Origin of the sequence: Listeria aquatica (assembly GCF_014223975.1) — a bacterium.
GTDB lineage: Bacteria > Bacillota > Bacilli > Lactobacillales > Listeriaceae > Listeria > Listeria aquatica.
Genome location: NZ_JAARRM010000006.1, coordinates 102,040 through 121,389 on the forward strand (window position 1 = coordinate 102,040; position 19,350 = coordinate 121,389).

Below are 19,350 nucleotides of genomic sequence, written 5' to 3' on the forward strand. Positions count from 1 at the left end.
GATACGACTTGGAAATATGTTTTAAATCAATTAGCAAAATGATTCACCCCTCGCTCACTTAGAACTTGTAGACGTCGAAGGTAACAATATTTCTTCGCCTTTTTGTAAGCCTTTCTTCACTTCGATAATATTGTCATTGCGAATACCTGTTTTAATAACTTGCTTCGTTTTTTTCGTTTGGTTATTTTTATCTTTTTTGGGTACTAACACATAATATTCATCTTTAGTATTTTTCTGAACAGCTTCAATTGGAATATTTAGAACATGTTCCTTTTTACTTACAAGAATAGAGCCCGAGACTGTCATTCCTGCTTTTAGATCTTTCGTATCATTTAATTCAACCATTACAGTGAAAACAGCAACATTGCTTTCAACCGTTCCTTTTTCAGAGATGGATTCTACTTCTCCTGTGAATGTGCGATCTGGATAAGCTGTAACATCTATCGTTACTTCCTGCCCCTTCTTCACATCTGCAATATCCATCTCATCGATCTGCAAGCTCAATTCTAAATCATCATAATCTGGGTATTGCTGATTTTTAGGGACAATTGTTCCTGCACCATTCGCTTTTACTTCAATCGTACTTTCTTTTACTTTGGTTGTTACATCATCTCCTTGGTTCGCATCCGTTGCTGTGTTGGTATTAAAGGCAGCAATAATCACAATAACCACGAGAACAACAAGCACAATTCCAATTGTCCAAAATATTTTTTTCTTCATATTCTCTCCTTAATTTTCGTCGTTAATTACCTGTGTCTGAATAAATGATGCATATAGTTCATGCGAGCGAATCAATTCTTCATGCGTACCTTGACCTGTTATACGTCCTTTATCAACGAAAATAATTTTATTTGAGTGCTTGATTGTATCAATACGGTGAGCAATAACAAAAATCGTTTTATGTTTCATCAAATTCAGCAATGATTTTTGCACATATTGTTCAGTTCTTACGTCCAAACTTGCTGTCGCTTCATCTAAAAGTAAAATTTGTGCTTTACTTAAAAACGCTCTTGCAATTGTAATCCGTTGTTTTTGTCCACCAGAAAGTTTTACTCCATTTTCGCCAACTTCAGCATCAAGTTTTTCAGGCAAATCAGCTACAAAACTATCTGCATAGGCAAGTTCAAGTGCTTGCCATAAGTCTTCATCCGTTACATCATGTTTCAATCCGTAAACGAGATTTTCTCGAATCGTACCGGAAAGCAATAAATTATCTTGTAGCACATAGCTGAACTGCGATCGCCACGATTCCAATGAAATATTTTTCATTGAGTCCTCACCAATGAAGATATCCCCACCAGTTGGGTGATAAAAACGTTCTAGCAATGAGAAAATTGTTGATTTCCCCGCACCACTTGGTCCAACAAAGGCAATCATCTCGCCAGGTCTACTTTCAAAGGAAATGTCGTCGATAACAGTATTCTTTTCATCATAAGAAAAAGTAAGGTTCTTAGCATAGATATGCTTATCTGAAAGTGACACACTCGTTCCAAGTTCAAGAATCTCGGAGTCTTCATCAAGAATTTCGTAAATTCTTTCTGTAGCCCCTTTAGCCTTTTGGAGCTGCGAGAAGAATGTTACAAATGATGTGATTGGAGATAATAGTTGAAAAACATATATTAAGAAGGCAATCAATGTTCCGATTGTTAGTGTTCCTGCGTTGACACGAATACCACCGTAAATAATAATTCCGATCAAAATTCCCATAACAACAAAAACAGTTATCGGACTGATAATAGCGTTAATCTTAGCTTCTCTATTACCAAATTGAAATAATTTCATGAGATCGTTATGCCCATTTTTCACTTCTACGCGCTCTGAAGTAGTTGCCTTTACCAGTCGAATATTACTTACAACTTGCGAGATTTTCGAACTAAATGCTGCTGTTTCCGTTTGCAGCCCCTTTGAAATGCCGAATAATTTTTTCCCTAGTGGAGCAACAAACAAGATTAATACTGGAATAGCAATAAATAGTATCACCGTCAATTTCGCATCCATAACAAGTAAAATTGCGACAATTCCGATCAACGAAATACTTCCATTAATAATTTGTGGGAACTGGTCTGAAACAAGCGTTTTAATAAGTCCCGTGTCGTTTATCATTCTGCTGACGAATTCACCAGAGTTAGTATTGTCAAAATAACGAATAGGTAAGTATAAAATTTTATTCCATAATCTATCTCTGATCGCAAATACTAATTTTAGTCCTATTAAATTTAATAAATAAATAGCAAAACCACTTAAGACAACTTGAACGACAAATAGAATGATCAAATAGAAAACAATACTATAATCGAAATTCTTTCCCATGAAGCCGTCAATAAAATTTTTAGCAAAAAGTGGTACCGCTAACGAAACAACTGTTGAAATCACAGAAAAAATAATCGCAATACTAAACAGCGGCTTTGAGACCGTTTTTTGCGAAATTAAACTCCCAAATTTTTTCCAGCTATAATTATTTTTTGGACTCTTCATTTCTCCATCCTTGCTAAAGAACTGTATGCAAAGTCCCCTTCGCATACAGTTGCTTTCAGTTTATTGTTTAAAAAGTGCAATTTCTATTAAAATATAATAAAAGTCATATTCATTTAGTTTAACGATAAATAATAATCTCTCTTAATTCGAATGAAAGAGATAAGTACATTTTTATGCACTTATCTCTTCGCTGAAATTATACTAAAATATTCCAGATACCTTCAACAGCATATTTAATTCCTGTTACTGCTAAACCTACCCATGCAACAAATCCTTGGATGAATCCCATAATATTTTCACCTCCCTTAAATTATTATTCAATTAATTACGCGTTCAAGTCAGCAAATTGTTTCAAATATGCTAATACTTGTTGCAAAGCTTGTAGCCAAAGCATGTGCGCTCACCTCCCGTACAATAACATTCTATACTCTAACTGAGCAGAAATCTGTAGAGGTAAAATGAACAAATTCAACTTTTTGAGCTATAAATACCCAAAAAAAAGATTGACTTCGAATTTTTTTTGTGTTACTTGAATAAATTGTCGATGAAATTAAAAACATCAACTTTAAATTGTTGAATTTGTTTCAAAAGGTTAAGAAGAAATTCCATGATCTTGCACCCCCTTTTCCAAAAAAATTGTTTTTCAACTAAAGAAGAAATCCGATAAGTTCTTTAAGTACTGACCAGTTAATCTGACCATTTTCAAAAAGCTTTGTGGTATTTAGCCAATTCCAGATGCCTGACATGATTCTCCCTCCTTCCTCTTCAGCTCTTTTCAATTGTAAAAAAAATCTTACAAAAATACTGTAAAAATTCTATGAAATTTTACAGTATTTTTGTACAAATGTCCCAATTTTTGGGTTTGACTCGCACTTAATTAAAAAAACTATAGAACACAGATGTGCGAACTATAGTTTTTAACTGCTTTCTGTATTTAAAATGAACTTAACTAAGTTTATATACTTTGCCAAATTTCCCAAGTACTGATGGCTAGAATGACAAATAAAACGCTAAAGATACAAATTGGTTGCCATATTTTTATTTTTTTTTGGTTGTTCGATTTCCAACTAAGTGTTTTCTTCTGTGTATTCATCATTTCCTGTTGTTCTTTTTGACGTTCAGAATGTGATTTTTTATTGAAATGGTGAATAAATCTACTGTATTCCAAACAAACTTCTTGGCTTTCTCCAAATAATTTTAATTGCCCATAGTGAAGCCAAGCCACTCTGTCAGAGATTTCTCGTACCTGGTTGGCTGCATGACTAACAAAAAAGATTGTTTTCCCTTCACGTTTAAATCGATCAATTTCCTGTAAACATTTCTGATAAAAAGTTTGATCCCCTACTGATAAGGCTTCATCAATAATCAATATTTCTGGATTAGTTTGAATCGCAATTGCAAATCCAAGTTTTGCCCGCATTCCACTCGAATATTGTTTTAACGGCTGATAAATGAAGTCATGTAGTTCGGTGAATTCAACTATATTTTGAATACGCTGATTAATTTCGGCTGGTTTAAAATCCATTAACAGCATTTTCAACTTAATATTTTCAATCCCCGTTAAATTGGGTTTTAACCCTGAGTTTATAGCTAAAAGTGAAGCTGCACCATTTCGTTTGATTTCTCCACTCGTTGGCGACAAGTGACCTGCTATAAGGTTAGCTAATGTTGATTTCCCTGATCCATTCAAACCAATTAAACCAATACATTCTCCTCCCTTAACCTCAAAACTAATATCCTCTAAAGCTTGAAAATAGTGGTTCTGTTTTTTTTTAAAGGCTGAAAATATAAATTTATACCATTTTTTCCGTTCCATCAAAAATAATTTACTGACGTGATCAACTTGAACAGCTGTTTCGAACTGAGGTCCGGGATAATTTCCTTTTTTCGTTTTCGCGTCCATCCTCACTTGCATTCTTCTCCTCCTATTACATATACTCCACAAAATCAGCTTGATATTTATTTGTGATATAAATGCCTGCTGTTAAAATAATCAGTACAAATGAAAAAAAATACACAACTCGCCAAGGGTCGTCAAAAAGCCATCCACGTGAAAGAAGCGCGTCGCGAAAGCCCTCGATAACATATACAAAGGGATTTAAAATTAATATTTTTGTGAGCAATGATTCTGGATGGGCTGTGACATTGATAACTGCTCCTGAAATAAAGAACAGCAGTCGCATTCCCGCACTAATAAAAAGTTGTAAATCTCGAAAAATAACGGTGATCGCCGATGTCAGGACTGCTATTGATAATAAAAGAAACAGCATGCAAAAAAAGTAATAAATCAATTGTATCCATTCAAATGTAGGAAAAAAACCTTGACTGATAAAAAATATAAGAAATAAACCTAGCATAGAAAAAAAGCTGTTCAAGCCTTTTACAACAGCAATCGTTGGTAAAATTTCAATTGGAAAATGCGTTTTGGCAATGAGTCCCAGGTTTTGACAAATAGAGCCTGCACCCGATACGATGCTTGAACTCATATAAAACCACGGAATAAGTCCGATTAGCATCCAGTAAATATAAGGAATATCTGAATGAATAACGGTTTGACCATTTAAGCGAATGCCAAAAACAAGATAATAAATGACAATCTGAATGGCCGGGCTCAAAAATTCCCAAAACAAACCAAACATGTGATTCTGATGATTTGCCTTTTGGTCAAATTGAGCGATACGTATGACTTTATCAATATTTAAAATTTGAATTTTCCCCCATGACAACAAAGGCTTCAACTTCGTTCCTCTTTTCTCATGACTATTTCCTGAACTTTGTCCAATAAAAATGATGTAAAATAAAGTCCAGTATCACTGTGCTTCTCATATCTTCCAAGATCAAGTGTATAATTGATTTTTTTTTCATTAAATAGCTTAAATAGCGGCTTGAGATGCTGCGAATAGTGAAAATCCCCTTCACCCACATGAAAATGTAGTTCTGGAAATACGGTTTGTCGTGCAACTTGATTTAAAATTAATCCATCCCAAAACAATTTTCCAAATTGCGAATCATTTCCAAGTAAGCGGTTATAACGTTGTCTCATCGAGTCTGAATTTGCACGTTGATCCAAATATTTCGCAATATAAACTTGAGGTGCTCCAATCACAGCCTTTCCAAAATGATATTTAAAGCTATAATAAAGAGCAGCCGCTCCCCCTTTGCTAGAACCTGTTGCAATAATATTTTCAGGCGGGATTTGGTATTCATTTGCAATCATTGTAATAAGGGCTATCACGCTTCTTTCAAAATCCTCCTCGCCACCAAAACCAACATAATAACAAAATTGATCTAGGTAAGAATCTAAAATAAATAATTTATGTGTTTCGACTGGTGTTAGCGTCCGCATATGATTATAAACTGGTGGACCACCCCGAAATTCTGTTGAATAGAGACCCGAAAAGGAAAGGATTAGATAACGTGATTCTTTCTTTGCCTTCTGAAAAACATATTTAACAGGATTATCACTAAAGAAGACCTTTTCTTTGGGAAAAGTAGTTTCAATTTGTTTTTTGTGGATTGCATCGATCCACAAAAGATTGGACAATTCATTAAAAATAATCTCTCCGTTTTCTTTAATAAATAAACGAATTTGATAGCATCCACTGTAAATAGGCGTAACTGAAAATCGCATACTTGCTTGCGCATCCTGATACCAAATTCGTTCAGTAATCTGATCGTCTTGATAGACATAGTAGGCATATTCATAATTTTTCCCAAAGCTTTTCTTAATGTCAAAGGCCATAAAAAGTTTATTTTGCTTAAATTCCAGTTCACCCATTTTCACTTTCAACCCAAACATCGCCCTTTCTATTCTGCTTTTAAAATGTAACTATCTATCCCTAATTGCACCGCTTCCCGCTCTGTTTGAATGGTCTCATTTCGAATCAAGTCTTCTAAAACCCCAAAAATAAACGGGGTATACTGATTCACAAGCCTTGTATGTCGTTCATTACTCCTGTTGCAAAACAATTTACTCGCTATGCCCATTTTTTGCAGAAACTCTCTATATTGAAGGAGCGGCTTAAACTGAATATCCAGTAACCCTGTATAAAAATAAATTGCAGATGTTGTTTTTTGTTCATATAACTGAGGCGAATAAAAAATCTGATTTACCTGCTTCTCAAAAGCAGTATTATCAGCAAAAAATAAACGCTTCTCGTCAGGGCAAAGTGTATTAATAAAATCTGCTACATGAATTTGTGGCACTAAAGAGAAAACATGTGTAATAAGGGGATTAATTAACCCGTATAGCAAAGCGCCTGTCCCACCTTTGCTTGATCCAAATGCAATGACTTTTTGGTAGCCGTAAGACTTAATAAATGCAGTAAGCTCCGTATTCAATTGTTCATAGATAAAAGTTCCCGAGTCAATGAAATACCAACCGTATACACTTGAAAAGTGGTCTTTAATAAAAAGATAATCAGCTTCCTTTACACGCTCCGCAAATTTAATCCATGTATACCGCTCATGCATTTCTGCAACCTGTTTTTGATCACATTTGTTATTGAAAATAGCTGGAATCGCTTCGTTTAAGGGTTTTGCAGCATTTTGAAAAACAATTACGAGCGTTTTGCTACCATTTTGAAAATGTTTGCCGTGTAACATCTATCTGCTCGCATCCCTTCAAATGTCCGAAACTTGCGTTTTTTGAATTGGTTGACTTATTTTTGTAGTAATTTTATTCGTTTCATTATGTTTAACAAAAACTTTCACTCGGTATTCACCGCCTTCTGAAAGTTTTACTTGATTTGTATCAAATGGTGTATATTTTGACTTAGCTATTGCCTCTGCTTGTCCTTTTTTATAAATATAAAACGCAAAAGAATAGGATGTTTTTGGTTCTTTTTTCGCGATTAGACATTTCGTTTGTAGGTTATCTCCTGCTAAAAAAACTTCTACACTTTGAATTAATTCCGTTTGTTTTTCCACTTTCTTTTTCATTCTTTTTTTCATCTCTTTCTCCTTAAACTGTTTTTTGGACCATCTCAATGATAAGAGTCTCAACTTGTTTTACGATTTTTTTTCGATCAAATTTTTGCCTTGCATATTTTTTTCTTTCTTCCACATCCGCCTTCTGCCATTTTCCTTCTTTAACAGCAGTAACAGCTTCTTTTACAGCCGAAACAATATAACGTGATTGATATACTGTATCAGCACCTTTCCAGTTGCGAATAATCGGGATCGATCCGCTAGCCATAGCTTCAGAAATCGAAACATGTGATCCTTCGTAATCACTTGGTGAAAGTAAAAAGCCTATTTTCTGAAGCCATTCAGGTATATCGTTGCCATGGGGGTCAAAAATGACATTTTCTCGCCAGGGAGCTTGTTCAATTCGCTCCGAAACTGCTTTATAATAGTCTCTTTCTTGCGATCTTGCCATTAGCCATGAAACCTCTTCTGGCCTTTTGCCTTTAATAAATAATTTATATTGTTTGTTTTCTTGCCACAGCTCTTCAAATACATCAAGTGCTAAGTCTACTCTTTTTCGCGCCGGTAAAATACCACATATTCCTAAATGGAAGCGACTATTCTCCTGCTTAGATAAATCAAGTTTTTCGGCATCAATCAAGTTGTCGATATAGCACATTTTATGCCGTGGAATTTGAAAAATATTGTAAAATTCTTCCAACATATATGGTGTGATAACGATAAACTGATCTACTTTATTCATATCAACATGCCGAAGAAACTTTAAGTCTTTTTCCTGGAAGTGAAGACGTGCAATTAATGTTTGATGTTCTTTTTTATGCTCAGCATACCAAACAAGATTTCCTAATCCCCATTCGCAAAAAATAACATCTGCCCATTCAAGACAGGCTTTGCTGTGTTTTTCATCATGTTTTTCGTGTGAGGAAAATACATCGAGTTGTACTTCGAAAGCTGGATTTCCCTTAAAATACTCTATTAGCATCGTGGCAAACTTTAAATCATGGCCAGCAAAAACAATTTTTATCGGCGCTTTCTTAAATGACCAAATAAATGTCTTCAACCGATCATAAGCTGCTTTAAATGTAAAATACTGGCTTGCATCATAAATTTTAACCGCTGCTTCTCTATATAAATCCTCGTCACGTAAAACCATCTCTGTCTTTTCGATAAAATCGGCTTCTGTTTCAACAAAGAGTGGATAATCTTTCCCAAGCAATGCCTCGTGCATTTTTGTTCGTCTTACTAAAGCCGGCTTACCCAATCTGCCATATTCAAGCAATTTGCTAGATAATTCCACACTTTCATCATTATCTAGTGCTGCACTTCTCCAACTAATTCCAAGATCTGCTTCTTCAATTAATTTTTGACAATCCTCTCTCGAAACAGCTCCAACCCAATCAATGGCTTGCGTGTTATTAAGTTCTTGTTTTATTCGAAGCTGGATTTCGCGTTCTCTTAAGCGATCCTGAAATTTATCGCCTACAACTTGAGTATGGATTCGGCTGTCACGAGCTGCTAATTTTTTGGTTACAGAGATAATCTCTTCCGTGTGCCAATCTTCATGAAATTTACCACTATAGATCAGTCTAAAATGCTTGTTGCTAAAAGTCGGTTGAATGTGGTTGTCAGGTATCATCGGATACAATAGCTGAATTTTATCTCCATCAACCTGGATAAGCTTTTTAAAGGCTTCTTTTGTTTCTTTTGTCTGCAAAAAAAGATGATCAAAATGCTCATAAACGCGTTTTAAATCTGCGCGCTCTTCTTTTGTAGAACGCTCATCATGTTTAAAATCGGTTAAGTAAGGCACTGTGATTTTTTGAAACATTTCATACTTCATAGTTTCTCGAACCAAATTAAAGCCCCGTATAATCACTAAATCATAATTGTTCTCTTCATGAAGTTGCTGCATAATCTGGACTGCTTCAGATACAGAAAGCCGTGCATTTTTAGACAGAATCTGATGACTAAATTTATTAAAGGGCTGAATACAATGAACATTCGGAATCTCCTTTAACGCACCCGTTAAATGTGTATTTTGCTCTTTTGCTTTAAGTAATAAATCCACTTGTATATTTGGGCTTAGCGCGAGCATTGGTGCCATAGATGCCAACCAAACAGCAGAACCATCCATGAAGTTTAAATCAATATCTCCATATAATAAAATACGTAATCTGCTCATCTTGCCCCCCCTATATTTCCACTTGATTAAACCACTTTTCATCAAGAGATGTAGCTTTCTCAATAAAATTAAATCGGTTGATACTAAACATTTTAGCTCCAAAACGTCCGTAAACCGCCAAAGTCTCATCTTTAGCAAAACTTTCTAGTAACTTTTTCATATTTTTATGGAATCTATAATCGGTTCGAACAACTGAACGAGAAGGAAATAACTCATTTACAAATAGATACTCCAAATCATTTTTCTCTGGTACTAATTTTTTACCAACTGTTTGAAAACAAGTAGCTTTCCCAATAAAATCTGCATCCGTATACACAGACGCCAACATGAGGTCCTCTAAATAATACCGTCCATAAAAATGTTCTTTATTAAATAATGTCATGAAATCTGTGCCTAACAGTTTTTTATAGTCCGTATAATTTTCCATATATGAAAGCAAATAACAAGATACACGTTCTGTTTTATAATGATTAAAGATAAAATTGATATTCGAAAAATCTTCAACACTTTGAATGAACAAAGCAAGTTTTTTATTTTGATAACTTTGTTTCTCAAACATTGCAATTGCTTTTTTAATTTCATCTTCAGAACGAACAATTGCCATCACACATACAGAATTCGTAGAAACAGGTAAATGAACTCCCATATTTCCTAATAGATAATTTAAACGATGCTTATACGTATGTTTCCCATAAATTTCACGAATTCCTTCTAAAGATTTTCTGAAATAAGCTGTCTCATCTTTTAGAAGTGCCCGCATCTGTGCACGTAATTCATCTGGTTTTTCCGATATCATGACAAGATTTCCAAACATACGCTCAATACCTTCAGAATAGCTGCTCAAAACAGGCGTCCCTGAGGCTAAACCTTCAAACACCCGCCTTGAGAACATTGTTGGTGAATGAACCACGCTATTCACATTCAGCATAAAACGATATCCCTTATATGCCTTATCAATTTCATCATAACTTAGACTTCCAACTACATTCTTATGAAACTTTTCTGGAAAACGGAATTCAGGCTCCGGCCGCTCAAAATTTCGATCGTAAATAACTAATCCAAATTCTTGGCAGATCTCTAGCATGGTATCCATAATCTGTCTTCTTTCCAAATGACGATTGGCATAATAAGAACCTGCAAAGCATATTTTATTTTCACGTGCTTTGGCTAATTGAATGGGATTATGCTGACTCGGTTCCGCTGCAAATGGTAATGCAAAAACTTTTTCATGCTTTGCTTGTTTTTTATAATCAGGTATTTTATTTGCATCAGTCGTATAGATATAGTCAAACCGTTTAGCAGTATCAATAAATTTGTCATAATGAATGGGATCTTCTTTATTCCAAAACACAGTTGGAATCTCCCTCTCCCTACACCACTTTAGTAGTGCAAACAAACTTTCACGGCTAACATTTGCATATTTTCCTATTTGATACTCCCACGCGCCCGCATTTCCATGCCAAGCTGATTCAACAAATAGAAAATGAGGGGTATTTTCACTTAAAACCGTTTGCCAATTTTCAGGAGTAAAAGTAATAAGTTCTACCTCTTTTTGAAAATTCATCATCGTGAATTCATCAAAAATACAGGCCACTTTTAATTCACGGAACGTTTTTATCTGTTCAATTGGATTCACGATAATTTCTTTTACTTGCTTTTTCTCAAAAACCCGTTCAATAACTGCTTGTTTCACACGAACAATACCTTTTCCTGTAATTTTAAATGCAAAACGAAGATATTTTGTATTCTTACCCACCGTCAAGTACTGCTCCTTCTCTAATGAAACTAGCGTTGTTTTTTCTTTCTCACTTTTACTGTATTCAATAATTGCCAGTTTTACTGACAAGCCTTCTGAATATTCAGCTTGAAAATGTATAGCAATTGTTTCTTCCGGCAGTACTTGAATCATATGTTTTGGCAATCTGGAAAAAGCCACATTTGGTTCTATAAAAGAGGCATAATTCGATCGATCATCTGCATTTGCAAAGCATAGATCTCCCTCAAGCGTATATGCATGTAACCCTTCTTGTTTAACATACCACCAATTCTTATCGTTACAAAAGTCTGTATCTGAAACTAATTTTGGTTGTATATCAGAAATAAGTTCAGCTTGAAATGTGTTTAACTGTTTATAAAAACTTGTTATTTGTTTTTTGATATTATCTTCTTTCGTAATTTCCAATATTTCCCAGTCCATTTCATCATTTTTGTATTCATCATTTTATGATGTTTTTCTAATAAAACTTGTAATGCCTCTTCTTTTTTAAGTAACTTTTCTTCCATGTCATCTCGCTCATTCGTGAGGTTCGTTATTGTTTCTGAAATAGTGGTTAACCATTTCTTCTGATCCTCAATAAGTGTAAATGTTCTCTGTTTGTATTCGCTTAACTCTGCTTGTTTTTCTTTCCATTGTTCACGAAAACTCTCTTCTTGTTTTAGAGTATTTTGAAGGCCCTTAAACTCTGAAAAAATTTGTTCTTTTTGTTTAGTTAAAGCTTCATTTTCCTTAGTAATTTTCTGTAGTTGCTGCCTATATTCGTTTACTTCACTTTCTAAACGTCGGTTTTCCGATCTAAGCGAAATTTCTTCATAAATATGAGTTTCGAGCTCCAACTCAATAGGTAACTTACTTATTTCGCTTTGTTTACGCATCAATTATTCTTCCCATCCTTACTTAATTTCTGATAAATTGCTAAAAATTTGATTTTTTCTTTATCCCAATTGTAAATTTTTCTAGCCTCTAAGGCGTTTTTTTTCATTTCACGCCATAATTCTTGATTCTCAACCAAATCATTCACACTATTAGCAATAGAAACCGGATCAGCCGAATCAACGAGTATTCCCACTCTTTCCTGCTTCACGATTTTTTTCATTTCAGGAAAAGAACAGGCTATAACAGGTACGCCTGCCATCATATACTCAAATAATTTATTGGAAGCAGCCGAAAAGTGATTAAAGCAAGTATTGTTTAATAATTGGAAGCCTAAATAAGCTGACCTTGTATAAAGCGGGAGTTCCAGAACTGGTACTTTGTCTAAAAATTTTACTCGATTTGCTAAACCCGCCCGTTCTGTCTCATCCATTAAATCTTTTTTTAGTTTCCCATCACCAATAAATACTACTGTCCCATACCTGATAAGAGGAACAGCTTTCAGCAATTTTTCCAATCCCCGACCAACTTGTAATCCGCCCTGATAAAGTAAAATAGGTTCGTTTTCAGGTATGTTAAGTTTTTTATGCAAGTCTATCTTTTCTATACCTTCTTGAAAAAAAGGATAATTATAAATGACTTCGGGAGTAAATCCATAAATTCTCCGAATATACTTTGCCCTTGTATAATTTTCATGAATAACACAGTCAGGAAAGCGAATAAATGCCTTTTCAGCAATTTGATAGATTCTTGAATCATAGCCTGAACGACTCGTATTTACTTCGTGAGAGTCAAACACTAGTTTTTTATGTTTGCATTTCGCACAGATGATACCTTGAAATAGCGTATTTAAATCATTCGCATGATAAATATCTGTTTTAGCCTTCATACCTAAAATAATCATTTTACTAATCAAAATTAATTTACGTATCAAAAAACGCACTTTTGTTTTAGAAAATAGTAAAAGTAAAAATGCACATACAAGTCCAACAAGAGGCGCCATATAAGCTATACATAATGCGATTAAATAAAGCCACTCCGTACGAAAAGGCAATATGCGATCATCAACTCGATGTATATGAAACCCTTCTTCTCGCTTTTCAATAGCTGGTTGTTTGTGTTTGCTCTTTAGCGCAATTAAATAGACACTATAACCAGCTTCCTGAAGCGCTGTACATTCCCGAAGTACTCTCGCATCATTTGTAAATTCATTCCAAACAAACATTGTGACCTTTTTTTCATCACTAATCCTCAAAAATAAATTTGTACAACAATCCTTTATTTGTCTGCCAATTAAAATTTTGTTGAGCATACTCGTTTCCATTTTTCCCATAAAATTTTCGTAACTCCTGACTTTCAATCAATTCAGCAAGTTTTTCTGTTATTTTGTGCTGGTCCTCTTTATGAAAAACAACTCCTGAATGTGCTTCTTCAATAATCCGTTTTGAATAACCAGAAGCAACGCCGATAATAGGCAAAGAAGCTCCCATGTAGTCAATCACTTTTCCCGGCATGACCGTTTCAAACACCGGATGTTCTTTCAACCCAATATAAGCAATATCGGCTTCTTGCAGCCTTTTCCATACCCTTTTTCGTGATTCCGGCGGTTTAATAATAATATTTTCGAAGCCTTTTTCATTAATTTTTTGTTGGATTTCCATATAGTTTCTTCCATAGCCAATTAGTAAAAACCTTGCTTTTTTATTCCTTTGAAAGCTTTCTGCAAGGTGAAATAAACTGTCTATATCTTGTGCTATTCCCATATTTCCCGTATAAACAATTGTAATTTTTTCTTCTTTTTTTGAAGCAGGTGCTAACTTAAGTTCGAAATCTGTGAGACCATTTGGTAAAAAATAAATTTTCCGCTTATCACCAACAATTTTTTGAATATACTCGGTAAAACCTTCGCTATTAATAATTAACTTATCCGCCCGATGATAAATATGCTTTTCTATAGGGTAAGATAGATAACGAAGAAGCTTTGGAAATATCCCTTTTACTGCTCGTAACGTTTCCGGCCATAAATCACGAATATCCACAACAAAATTCGCCTTAAACTTGCGCTTAGCCAATAGACCAATAAAAGGTACAGAAAGTGGCGGAGAAGTTACAAAAACGATATCGTAAGTTTCTGTTTCTCTAATAATCAATTTAAAAAAACAAAAAAGAACCTCTAAATACAACAAAAAGCGACGAAGAAAATTTTGTTCAAAGTTGGCGCTTGTTGTTTTGATACGTCTAATTTTTATATCTTGAGGGAGCTCTTCCCAAAAATCTGCCTGTCTATAAAGGTCTTTTTGTGGATAATGCGGCTCTGTTGTCCAAACGGTTACATCAGCCACTTCATTTAAAGCTTGGCAAATTCCCTTCATCCGATTGGCCGCACTTCCAATTTCGGGTGGGAAATTTTGTGTAATGATTAATATTCTTTTTTTCAATTAGCCGCACTTCCATTTTTGTAGGAAGAAAAATAGTTATTTCAGTAATTTCTTGTTGCATCCCTATAACTCCCTAATTTTTTATTTTAAGATTCTAACAAACGATATTCTGCCTTATGGATATTTCCCAAATTAAAGTAATGATTATCTTCTCGATAAAGCTCTAAGACATTCTTCGTATCAACTACAATAGCTTGATTAGTCATTGAAAAATCATTTGACGATAACTGTTTAAATTCACTATGATCCGTTAATACTAAGACCAAATCTGCTTGATACAGAGCTTGATTTAAATCTGGTTCAATAAAATCTGCTTGAACATGCGGATCATATGCAACAACATCGTAATTAGGGTTTAATAACAATTTTTGATAAATTTCAATAGCCGGACTCTCACGGATATCATCAATATTTCCTTTATAAGTAAGACCCATAACTGTAATTTTTGCTCTCATTTTGCCAGCTAGAATATGTTCTGCCTTCTCAATAACAAAATCTGGCATCGATGTATTAATTCCTCTTGCGGTTTGAATAAGCAGCGACTCTTCTGGAGCTTTTGCTGCAATAAAATATGGATCAACTGCTAAACAATGTCCTCCAACTCCAGGTCCCGGCGAGTGCAGATTAACTCTTGGATGCTTGTTTGCCATCTCAATGACTTCAAGAGCATTGACACCGATATGATCACAAATTTTAACGAGCTCATTGGCAAGTGCAATATTAACATCGCGATACGTATTTTCCATCAGTTTGGACATCTCAGCAACAGATGCTGATGTTTCTAGTAATTCACCTTTTACGAATACACCATAAACTCTTTTTCCTGCCGAAGTACAAGCAGGTGTAACCCCACCAATAATTCGATTGTTATAAATCAACTCCTGAAGCACCTCCCCAGGCAGCACCCGCTCTGGACAATGTACGAGGAATATATCTTCTCCGACGACAAAGCCTGCTTTTTCAACTAAAGGCTTTACAAAATCTTCCATGGAACGAGGGGCAATTGTCGATTCAACAATCACTGTGTTGCCCTGTTCTAAACATGGTATGATCATTTCAACAGCAGATAAAACATAATCTAAATTACAAGATTTCATTAGATCATCATGGTTAGGTGTTGGAACGGAAATGATAAACACATCTGCTGGCTCAGGGGTCAATCCTACACGAAATCTTTCTTTTTCTATTGCACTATTTAAAGCTTCTTGTAACCCTGGCTCCTCAATGTGAACTTGTCCATTCCCTAGTGACTCAACCACTTTTGGATTAACATCAATACCTAAAACATCCTGATTGTGATTGGCAAACATAACAGCTGTCGGTAAGCCGATGTAACCTAATCCTAAAACTTCAATCTTCACGATATCTCCCCCAGATTATTCAGCTTCTGGGACTGTGATATCCCAACTTGCCGCTTCTTTTTGATTGATTTCATAAACTAGCTGTCCTTTTTCCACTGATTTTGGCAGTTCAAAAAAAGCACTTCCCGTTAATTCTTTACCTTCCTTAATTACGTCTCCAAAGTTATTCCCCTGTGGATAGACTTCATATGTTGTTTTACCAGCTTTAACCTTAAAGTCCCCAGCACCAATACTTACTTCGCCGGAATCTTTGTTTTTAATAAGCATTTTAATCTCAACCATATTTTTATTACCTTTTGCATTATCTGCCGTACTGATTGAGTTAATTTTAATATTCATATTATTAACTGTTTTCGAGACAAACTCTGTCTTCGTTGAACTTTTTTTCTCTTCTTTTTTATCTTTAGTAGTCGAATCATTACTACAAGCAGTCGAAACTAACACTACCGCCAACAAAAACAGTAATAATATGCTACTATTCGTTCTTTTTTTCATTGATAAACCGCTCCTTGCCCGTATGCAAATTTCTTATGCGCAAACTAAATTTAATTTTTTATTAAACTATTTACCGCTATAAAATCAAGCAGTAGAGCGTTTGCACTCGAACAATTCGTTAAGTACAAACGCTTCCTGCTAGTTTAATTTAATTCTGTTTTATTATTCTGTAAGTGTAACAGTAGCTTCAGAAAGAACATTTCCTAAAGAATCTTTTCCGTATACTTTTACAGTATCTGTAGTACTTGTTACTTGGCCCTTGAGATAATATCGATACGTATTGTCTGCTGAAACTGGGATAGTTTTGAGTTCAGTGCCATTGATTTCTACAGAAACACGAGAAACGTCTCCTGTATAGGTACCTGTCAAATAACCGTCTGTAATTTTGTAACTATCCGCAGCAATTGTACCTGTCACCTCAGACAAAGATAGAGTTGCTTCTGTTACCTGTCTGCCGTCTGCTGCATATCCAATCATGGTAACTACATCATCTTTGCTTGTAATTAAGTCAGCTGCATAATACTTAATCGCATTACCTGTTGCAGGAATAGTGGCTTGTTCTTTGCCATTAACAACTAGGGCAACTTTAGTTATATCACCCGTGTAGGCGCCAGTTACATAAGTGTCATTTCCTACTTTAAATGCATCAAGTGTAATTGTTCCTGTTACTGGAACCAAGCCTGCAATTGATACTGGAACGCGGTTTAACTCGTTACCAAGCGAGTCGTACCCAATAGCATAAACAACATCATCAGCACTTGTAATTAAGTTCTTAGCATAGTATTGATATGCATTATTCGTCACTGGGATAGCTGATTGAACTTTGCCGTTAACTTCTAATCCCACTCGAGTTACATCACCAGTATAGGTACCCGTTACATAGGTATCCGTTCCAATTTGGAAGGAATTAGCTGTGATTGTTCCGTCAGCAGTATAAATATTTAATTGTTTAGTACTAACTACTTTGCCTGCTGAATTCAATCCTTCAACCATCACAATATCTGTTGCTGATGCTACAATATTTTTAGCGTAGTATTTCAATGTACCACCAGAAACTGGGATTGTAGAATATGTTTGGTCAGCTTTTGTGACACGAATTTTTGCAATGTCCCCTGTGTAAGATCCCGTGATATAACTATCTGTCCCTAATTTAAAGGAATCTAATTTAATTTCTCCAGTTGTATCAGCTTTTGTTGTTACTTTTACCTCTTTGCTGTCTAACAGATTTCCTTGTGCATCGTAACCCTTCACAAGAACTTTATCTGTTACTTGGAAGATTCTATTATTCGCATAATAACTAAATGTTCCATCTGCTTGAACTGGAATTTTAGAAAACTCTGTACCATTTACAGTGATGCTGATCTTTGCTACATCTCCTGTGGTTGTGCCCGTTACATAGTTGTCTGTGCCTTTTTGAAAATCATTTGGAACAACTGTACCAGTCGTTATTTTTTGGACTATATTTACCAGCTTGCGATCCAATTCTTTTCCGTCAGCATCGAGCGCAACCGCATAAACGACATCCGTAACACTTGTAATTAGATTTTTAGCATAGTAGCGATACGTATTTCCTGTTACCGTAATTGCTTGTCTCACTTCATCGTTGACTACAAGTTGAACTTTCGCCACATCTCCTGTGTAATCACCTGTTACATAGCTATCCGTACCTAACACATAATCATTTGTTGTAATTGTCCCTGCGGTTGGCGTTTTTACATTAACTTGAACACGGTCCAATTCTTTGCCATTCGCGTCAAGTGCTACTGCATAGACCTCATCTGTTGCGTTTAAAATCTTGTCTTTCGCATAATATTGATATGCATTACCGGTTACTGTGATCGCTTGTTTCGCCTCACCATTAACCACAAGTTGAACTTTTGCTACATCACCCGTATACGTACCTTTTACATAGCTATCCGCTCCAACTGTAAAGTCACTAGCTGTGATTGTTCCCGCAGTCGGTTTCTTCACATTAACTTGGGCACGGTCTAATTCTTTGCCGTTTGCATCAAGCGCAACCACATAAACTTCATCTGTTGCATTTAAAATTTTGTCTTTCGCATAATATTGATATGCATTACCGGTTACTGTGATCGCTTGTTTTGCCTCACCATTGACTACAAGCTGAACTTTTGCTACATCTCCAGTATACGTACCTTTTACATAGCTATCTGTTCCAATTGTAAAGTCATTGGCTGTGATTGTTCCCGCAGTTTCTTTTTCAACTGTAACTGTAATTGTCTTCGTTGTTTCGTTGCCATCACTGTCTGTCACTTTATACGTCACTTTATATGTGCCAGCCGTTGTTGGATCTACCGTATTCGCTGTTACTTCGATTGCGCTTGTTAAGTCACCATCTTCTGTATCACTTGCTGTTACGCCCGCTTTAGGATCGAATGTATCCCCAACTTTAAGCGTCTTATCTGCTGCATTAATAACAGGTTTGTCATTTGTGCGAACTGTTACCGTAATCGTCTTCGTTGCTTCATTCCCGTCGCTATCTGTTACCTTATAACTTACTTGGTAAGTTCCAGCTTTCGTTGTGTCTACGTTATTCGCTGTTACTTCGATTGCGCTTGTTAAGTCACCATCTTCTGTATCACTTGCTGTTACGCCCGCTTTAGGATCGAATGTATCCCCAACTTTAAGCGTCTTATCTGCTGCATTAATAACGGGTTTGTCATTTGTGCGAACTGTTACCGTAATCGTCTTCGTTGATTCATTCCCGTCGCTATCTGTTACCTTATAACTTACTTGGTAAGTTCCAGCTTTCGTTGTGTCTACGTTATTCGCTGTTACTTCGATTGCGCTTGTTAAGTC

Annotated in this window: 16 protein-coding genes; all 16 read right to left on the reverse strand. The window is 35.4% G+C overall.

Annotation, left to right across the window (positions count from 1 at the left end; genetic code table 11):
• Positions 1-54 precede the first annotated feature (54 nt).
• A complete protein-coding gene (locus HB912_RS11900) occupies positions 55-720 on the reverse strand; it encodes an efflux RND transporter periplasmic adaptor subunit (protein WP_185374859.1) in 666 nt (221 codons plus the stop codon).
• A 9-nt stretch (positions 721-729) separates the two neighbouring features.
• A complete protein-coding gene (locus HB912_RS11905; RefSeq protein WP_185374861.1) occupies positions 730-2,475 on the reverse strand; it encodes an ABC transporter ATP-binding protein in 1,746 nt (581 codons plus the stop codon).
• Between the two features lie 955 nt (positions 2,476-3,430).
• Positions 3,431-4,378, reverse strand: a complete 948-nt coding sequence (locus tag HB912_RS11910; RefSeq protein WP_185374862.1) for an ABC transporter ATP-binding protein — start codon at positions 4,376-4,378, stop codon at positions 3,431-3,433.
• A 25-nt stretch (positions 4,379-4,403) separates the two neighbouring features.
• A complete protein-coding gene (locus tag HB912_RS11915) occupies positions 4,404-5,213 on the reverse strand; it encodes an ABC transporter permease (RefSeq protein WP_185374864.1) in 810 nt (269 codons plus the stop codon).
• The gene (locus tag HB912_RS11920) at positions 5,210-6,265 is read right to left on the reverse strand and encodes a hypothetical protein (protein ID WP_185374866.1); all 1,056 of its coding nucleotides are present in this window, start codon (positions 6,263-6,265) and stop codon (positions 5,210-5,212) included. Before HB912_RS11920 ends, HB912_RS11915 begins: the two co-directional genes overlap by 4 nt.
• A 17-nt stretch (positions 6,266-6,282) precedes the next feature.
• On the reverse strand, positions 6,283-7,080 hold the full coding sequence (locus HB912_RS11925) for a hypothetical protein (RefSeq protein WP_185374868.1): 798 nt from the start codon (positions 7,078-7,080) through the stop codon (positions 6,283-6,285).
• Positions 7,081-7,098: 18 nt separating this feature from the next.
• Positions 7,099-7,428, reverse strand: coding sequence for a hypothetical protein (locus tag HB912_RS11930; RefSeq protein WP_185374870.1), 330 nt, complete (start codon positions 7,426-7,428; stop codon positions 7,099-7,101).
• 10 nt (positions 7,429-7,438) lie between these two features.
• Positions 7,439-9,586 carry a glycosyltransferase gene (locus tag HB912_RS11935; protein ID WP_185374872.1) on the reverse strand — a complete coding sequence of 716 codons (2,148 nt, stop codon included), beginning with the start codon at positions 9,584-9,586 and terminating at the stop codon, positions 7,439-7,441.
• Positions 9,587-9,596: 10 nt separating this feature from the next.
• Positions 9,597-11,768, reverse strand: a complete 2,172-nt coding sequence (locus HB912_RS11940) for a CgeB family protein (RefSeq protein ID WP_185374874.1) — start codon at positions 11,766-11,768, stop codon at positions 9,597-9,599.
• Complete coding sequence (locus HB912_RS11945) at positions 11,729-12,238, reverse strand: hypothetical protein (protein ID WP_185374876.1); 510 nt, start codon at positions 12,236-12,238, stop codon at positions 11,729-11,731. Before HB912_RS11945 ends, HB912_RS11940 begins: the two co-directional genes overlap by 40 nt.
• Positions 12,238-13,461 carry a glycosyltransferase gene (locus HB912_RS11950; protein WP_185374894.1) on the reverse strand — a complete coding sequence of 408 codons (1,224 nt, stop codon included), beginning with the start codon at positions 13,459-13,461 and terminating at the stop codon, positions 12,238-12,240. Before HB912_RS11950 ends, HB912_RS11945 begins: the two co-directional genes overlap by 1 nt.
• Positions 13,462-13,480: 19 nt before the next feature.
• On the reverse strand, positions 13,481-14,608 hold the full coding sequence (locus tag HB912_RS11955; protein WP_244964489.1) for a glycosyltransferase family 4 protein: 1,128 nt from the start codon (positions 14,606-14,608) through the stop codon (positions 13,481-13,483).
• The gene (locus HB912_RS13240; RefSeq protein WP_244964491.1) at positions 14,580-14,735 is read right to left on the reverse strand and encodes a hypothetical protein; all 156 of its coding nucleotides are present in this window, start codon (positions 14,733-14,735) and stop codon (positions 14,580-14,582) included. The genes HB912_RS11955 and HB912_RS13240 overlap by 29 nt, the downstream gene beginning before the upstream one ends.
• A gap of 25 nt (positions 14,736-14,760) precedes the next feature.
• A complete protein-coding gene (locus HB912_RS11960; RefSeq protein WP_185374880.1) occupies positions 14,761-16,035 on the reverse strand; it encodes a nucleotide sugar dehydrogenase in 1,275 nt (424 codons plus the stop codon).
• Positions 16,036-16,050: 15 nt separating this feature from the next.
• On the reverse strand, positions 16,051-16,530 hold the full coding sequence (locus tag HB912_RS11965; protein WP_185374882.1) for a DUF4352 domain-containing protein: 480 nt from the start codon (positions 16,528-16,530) through the stop codon (positions 16,051-16,053).
• A 162-nt stretch (positions 16,531-16,692) separates the two neighbouring features.
• The coding region (locus HB912_RS11970) for an immunoglobulin-like domain-containing protein (protein ID WP_221635736.1) at positions 16,693-19,350 on the reverse strand (2,658 nt) is incomplete at its 5' end.

What these genes read in the sequence shown, in the direction of transcription:
- HB912_RS11900 (WP_185374859.1), bottom strand. Translation starts at nt 720, where the DNA reads ATGAAGAAAAAAATATTTTGGACAATTGGAATTGTGCTTGTTGTTCTC.
- HB912_RS11905 (WP_185374861.1), bottom strand. Translation starts at nt 2,475, where the DNA reads ATGAAGAGTCCAAAAAATAATTATAGCTGGAAAAAATTTGGGAGTTTA.
- HB912_RS11910 (WP_185374862.1), bottom strand. Translation starts at nt 4,378, where the DNA reads ATGGACGCGAAAACGAAAAAAGGAAATTATCCCGGACCTCAGTTCGAA.
- HB912_RS11925 (WP_185374868.1), bottom strand. Translation starts at nt 7,080, where the DNA reads ATGTTACACGGCAAACATTTTCAAAATGGTAGCAAAACGCTCGTAATT.
- HB912_RS11930 (WP_185374870.1), bottom strand. Translation starts at nt 7,428, where the DNA reads ATGAAAAAAAGAATGAAAAAGAAAGTGGAAAAACAAACGGAATTAATT.
- HB912_RS11935 (WP_185374872.1), bottom strand. Translation starts at nt 9,586, where the DNA reads ATGAGCAGATTACGTATTTTATTATATGGAGATATTGATTTAAACTTC.
- HB912_RS11945 (WP_185374876.1), bottom strand. Translation starts at nt 12,238, where the DNA reads ATGCGTAAACAAAGCGAAATAAGTAAGTTACCTATTGAGTTGGAGCTC.
- HB912_RS11950 (WP_185374894.1), bottom strand. Translation starts at nt 13,461, where the DNA reads ATGTTTGTTTGGAATGAATTTACAAATGATGCGAGAGTACTTCGGGAA.
- HB912_RS11955 (WP_244964489.1), bottom strand. Translation starts at nt 14,608, where the DNA reads ATGAAGGGAATTTGCCAAGCTTTAAATGAAGTGGCTGATGTAACCGTT.
- HB912_RS13240 (WP_244964491.1), bottom strand. Translation starts at nt 14,735, where the DNA reads ATGCAACAAGAAATTACTGAAATAACTATTTTTCTTCCTACAAAAATG.
- HB912_RS11965 (WP_185374882.1), bottom strand. Translation starts at nt 16,530, where the DNA reads ATGAAAAAAAGAACGAATAGTAGCATATTATTACTGTTTTTGTTGGCG.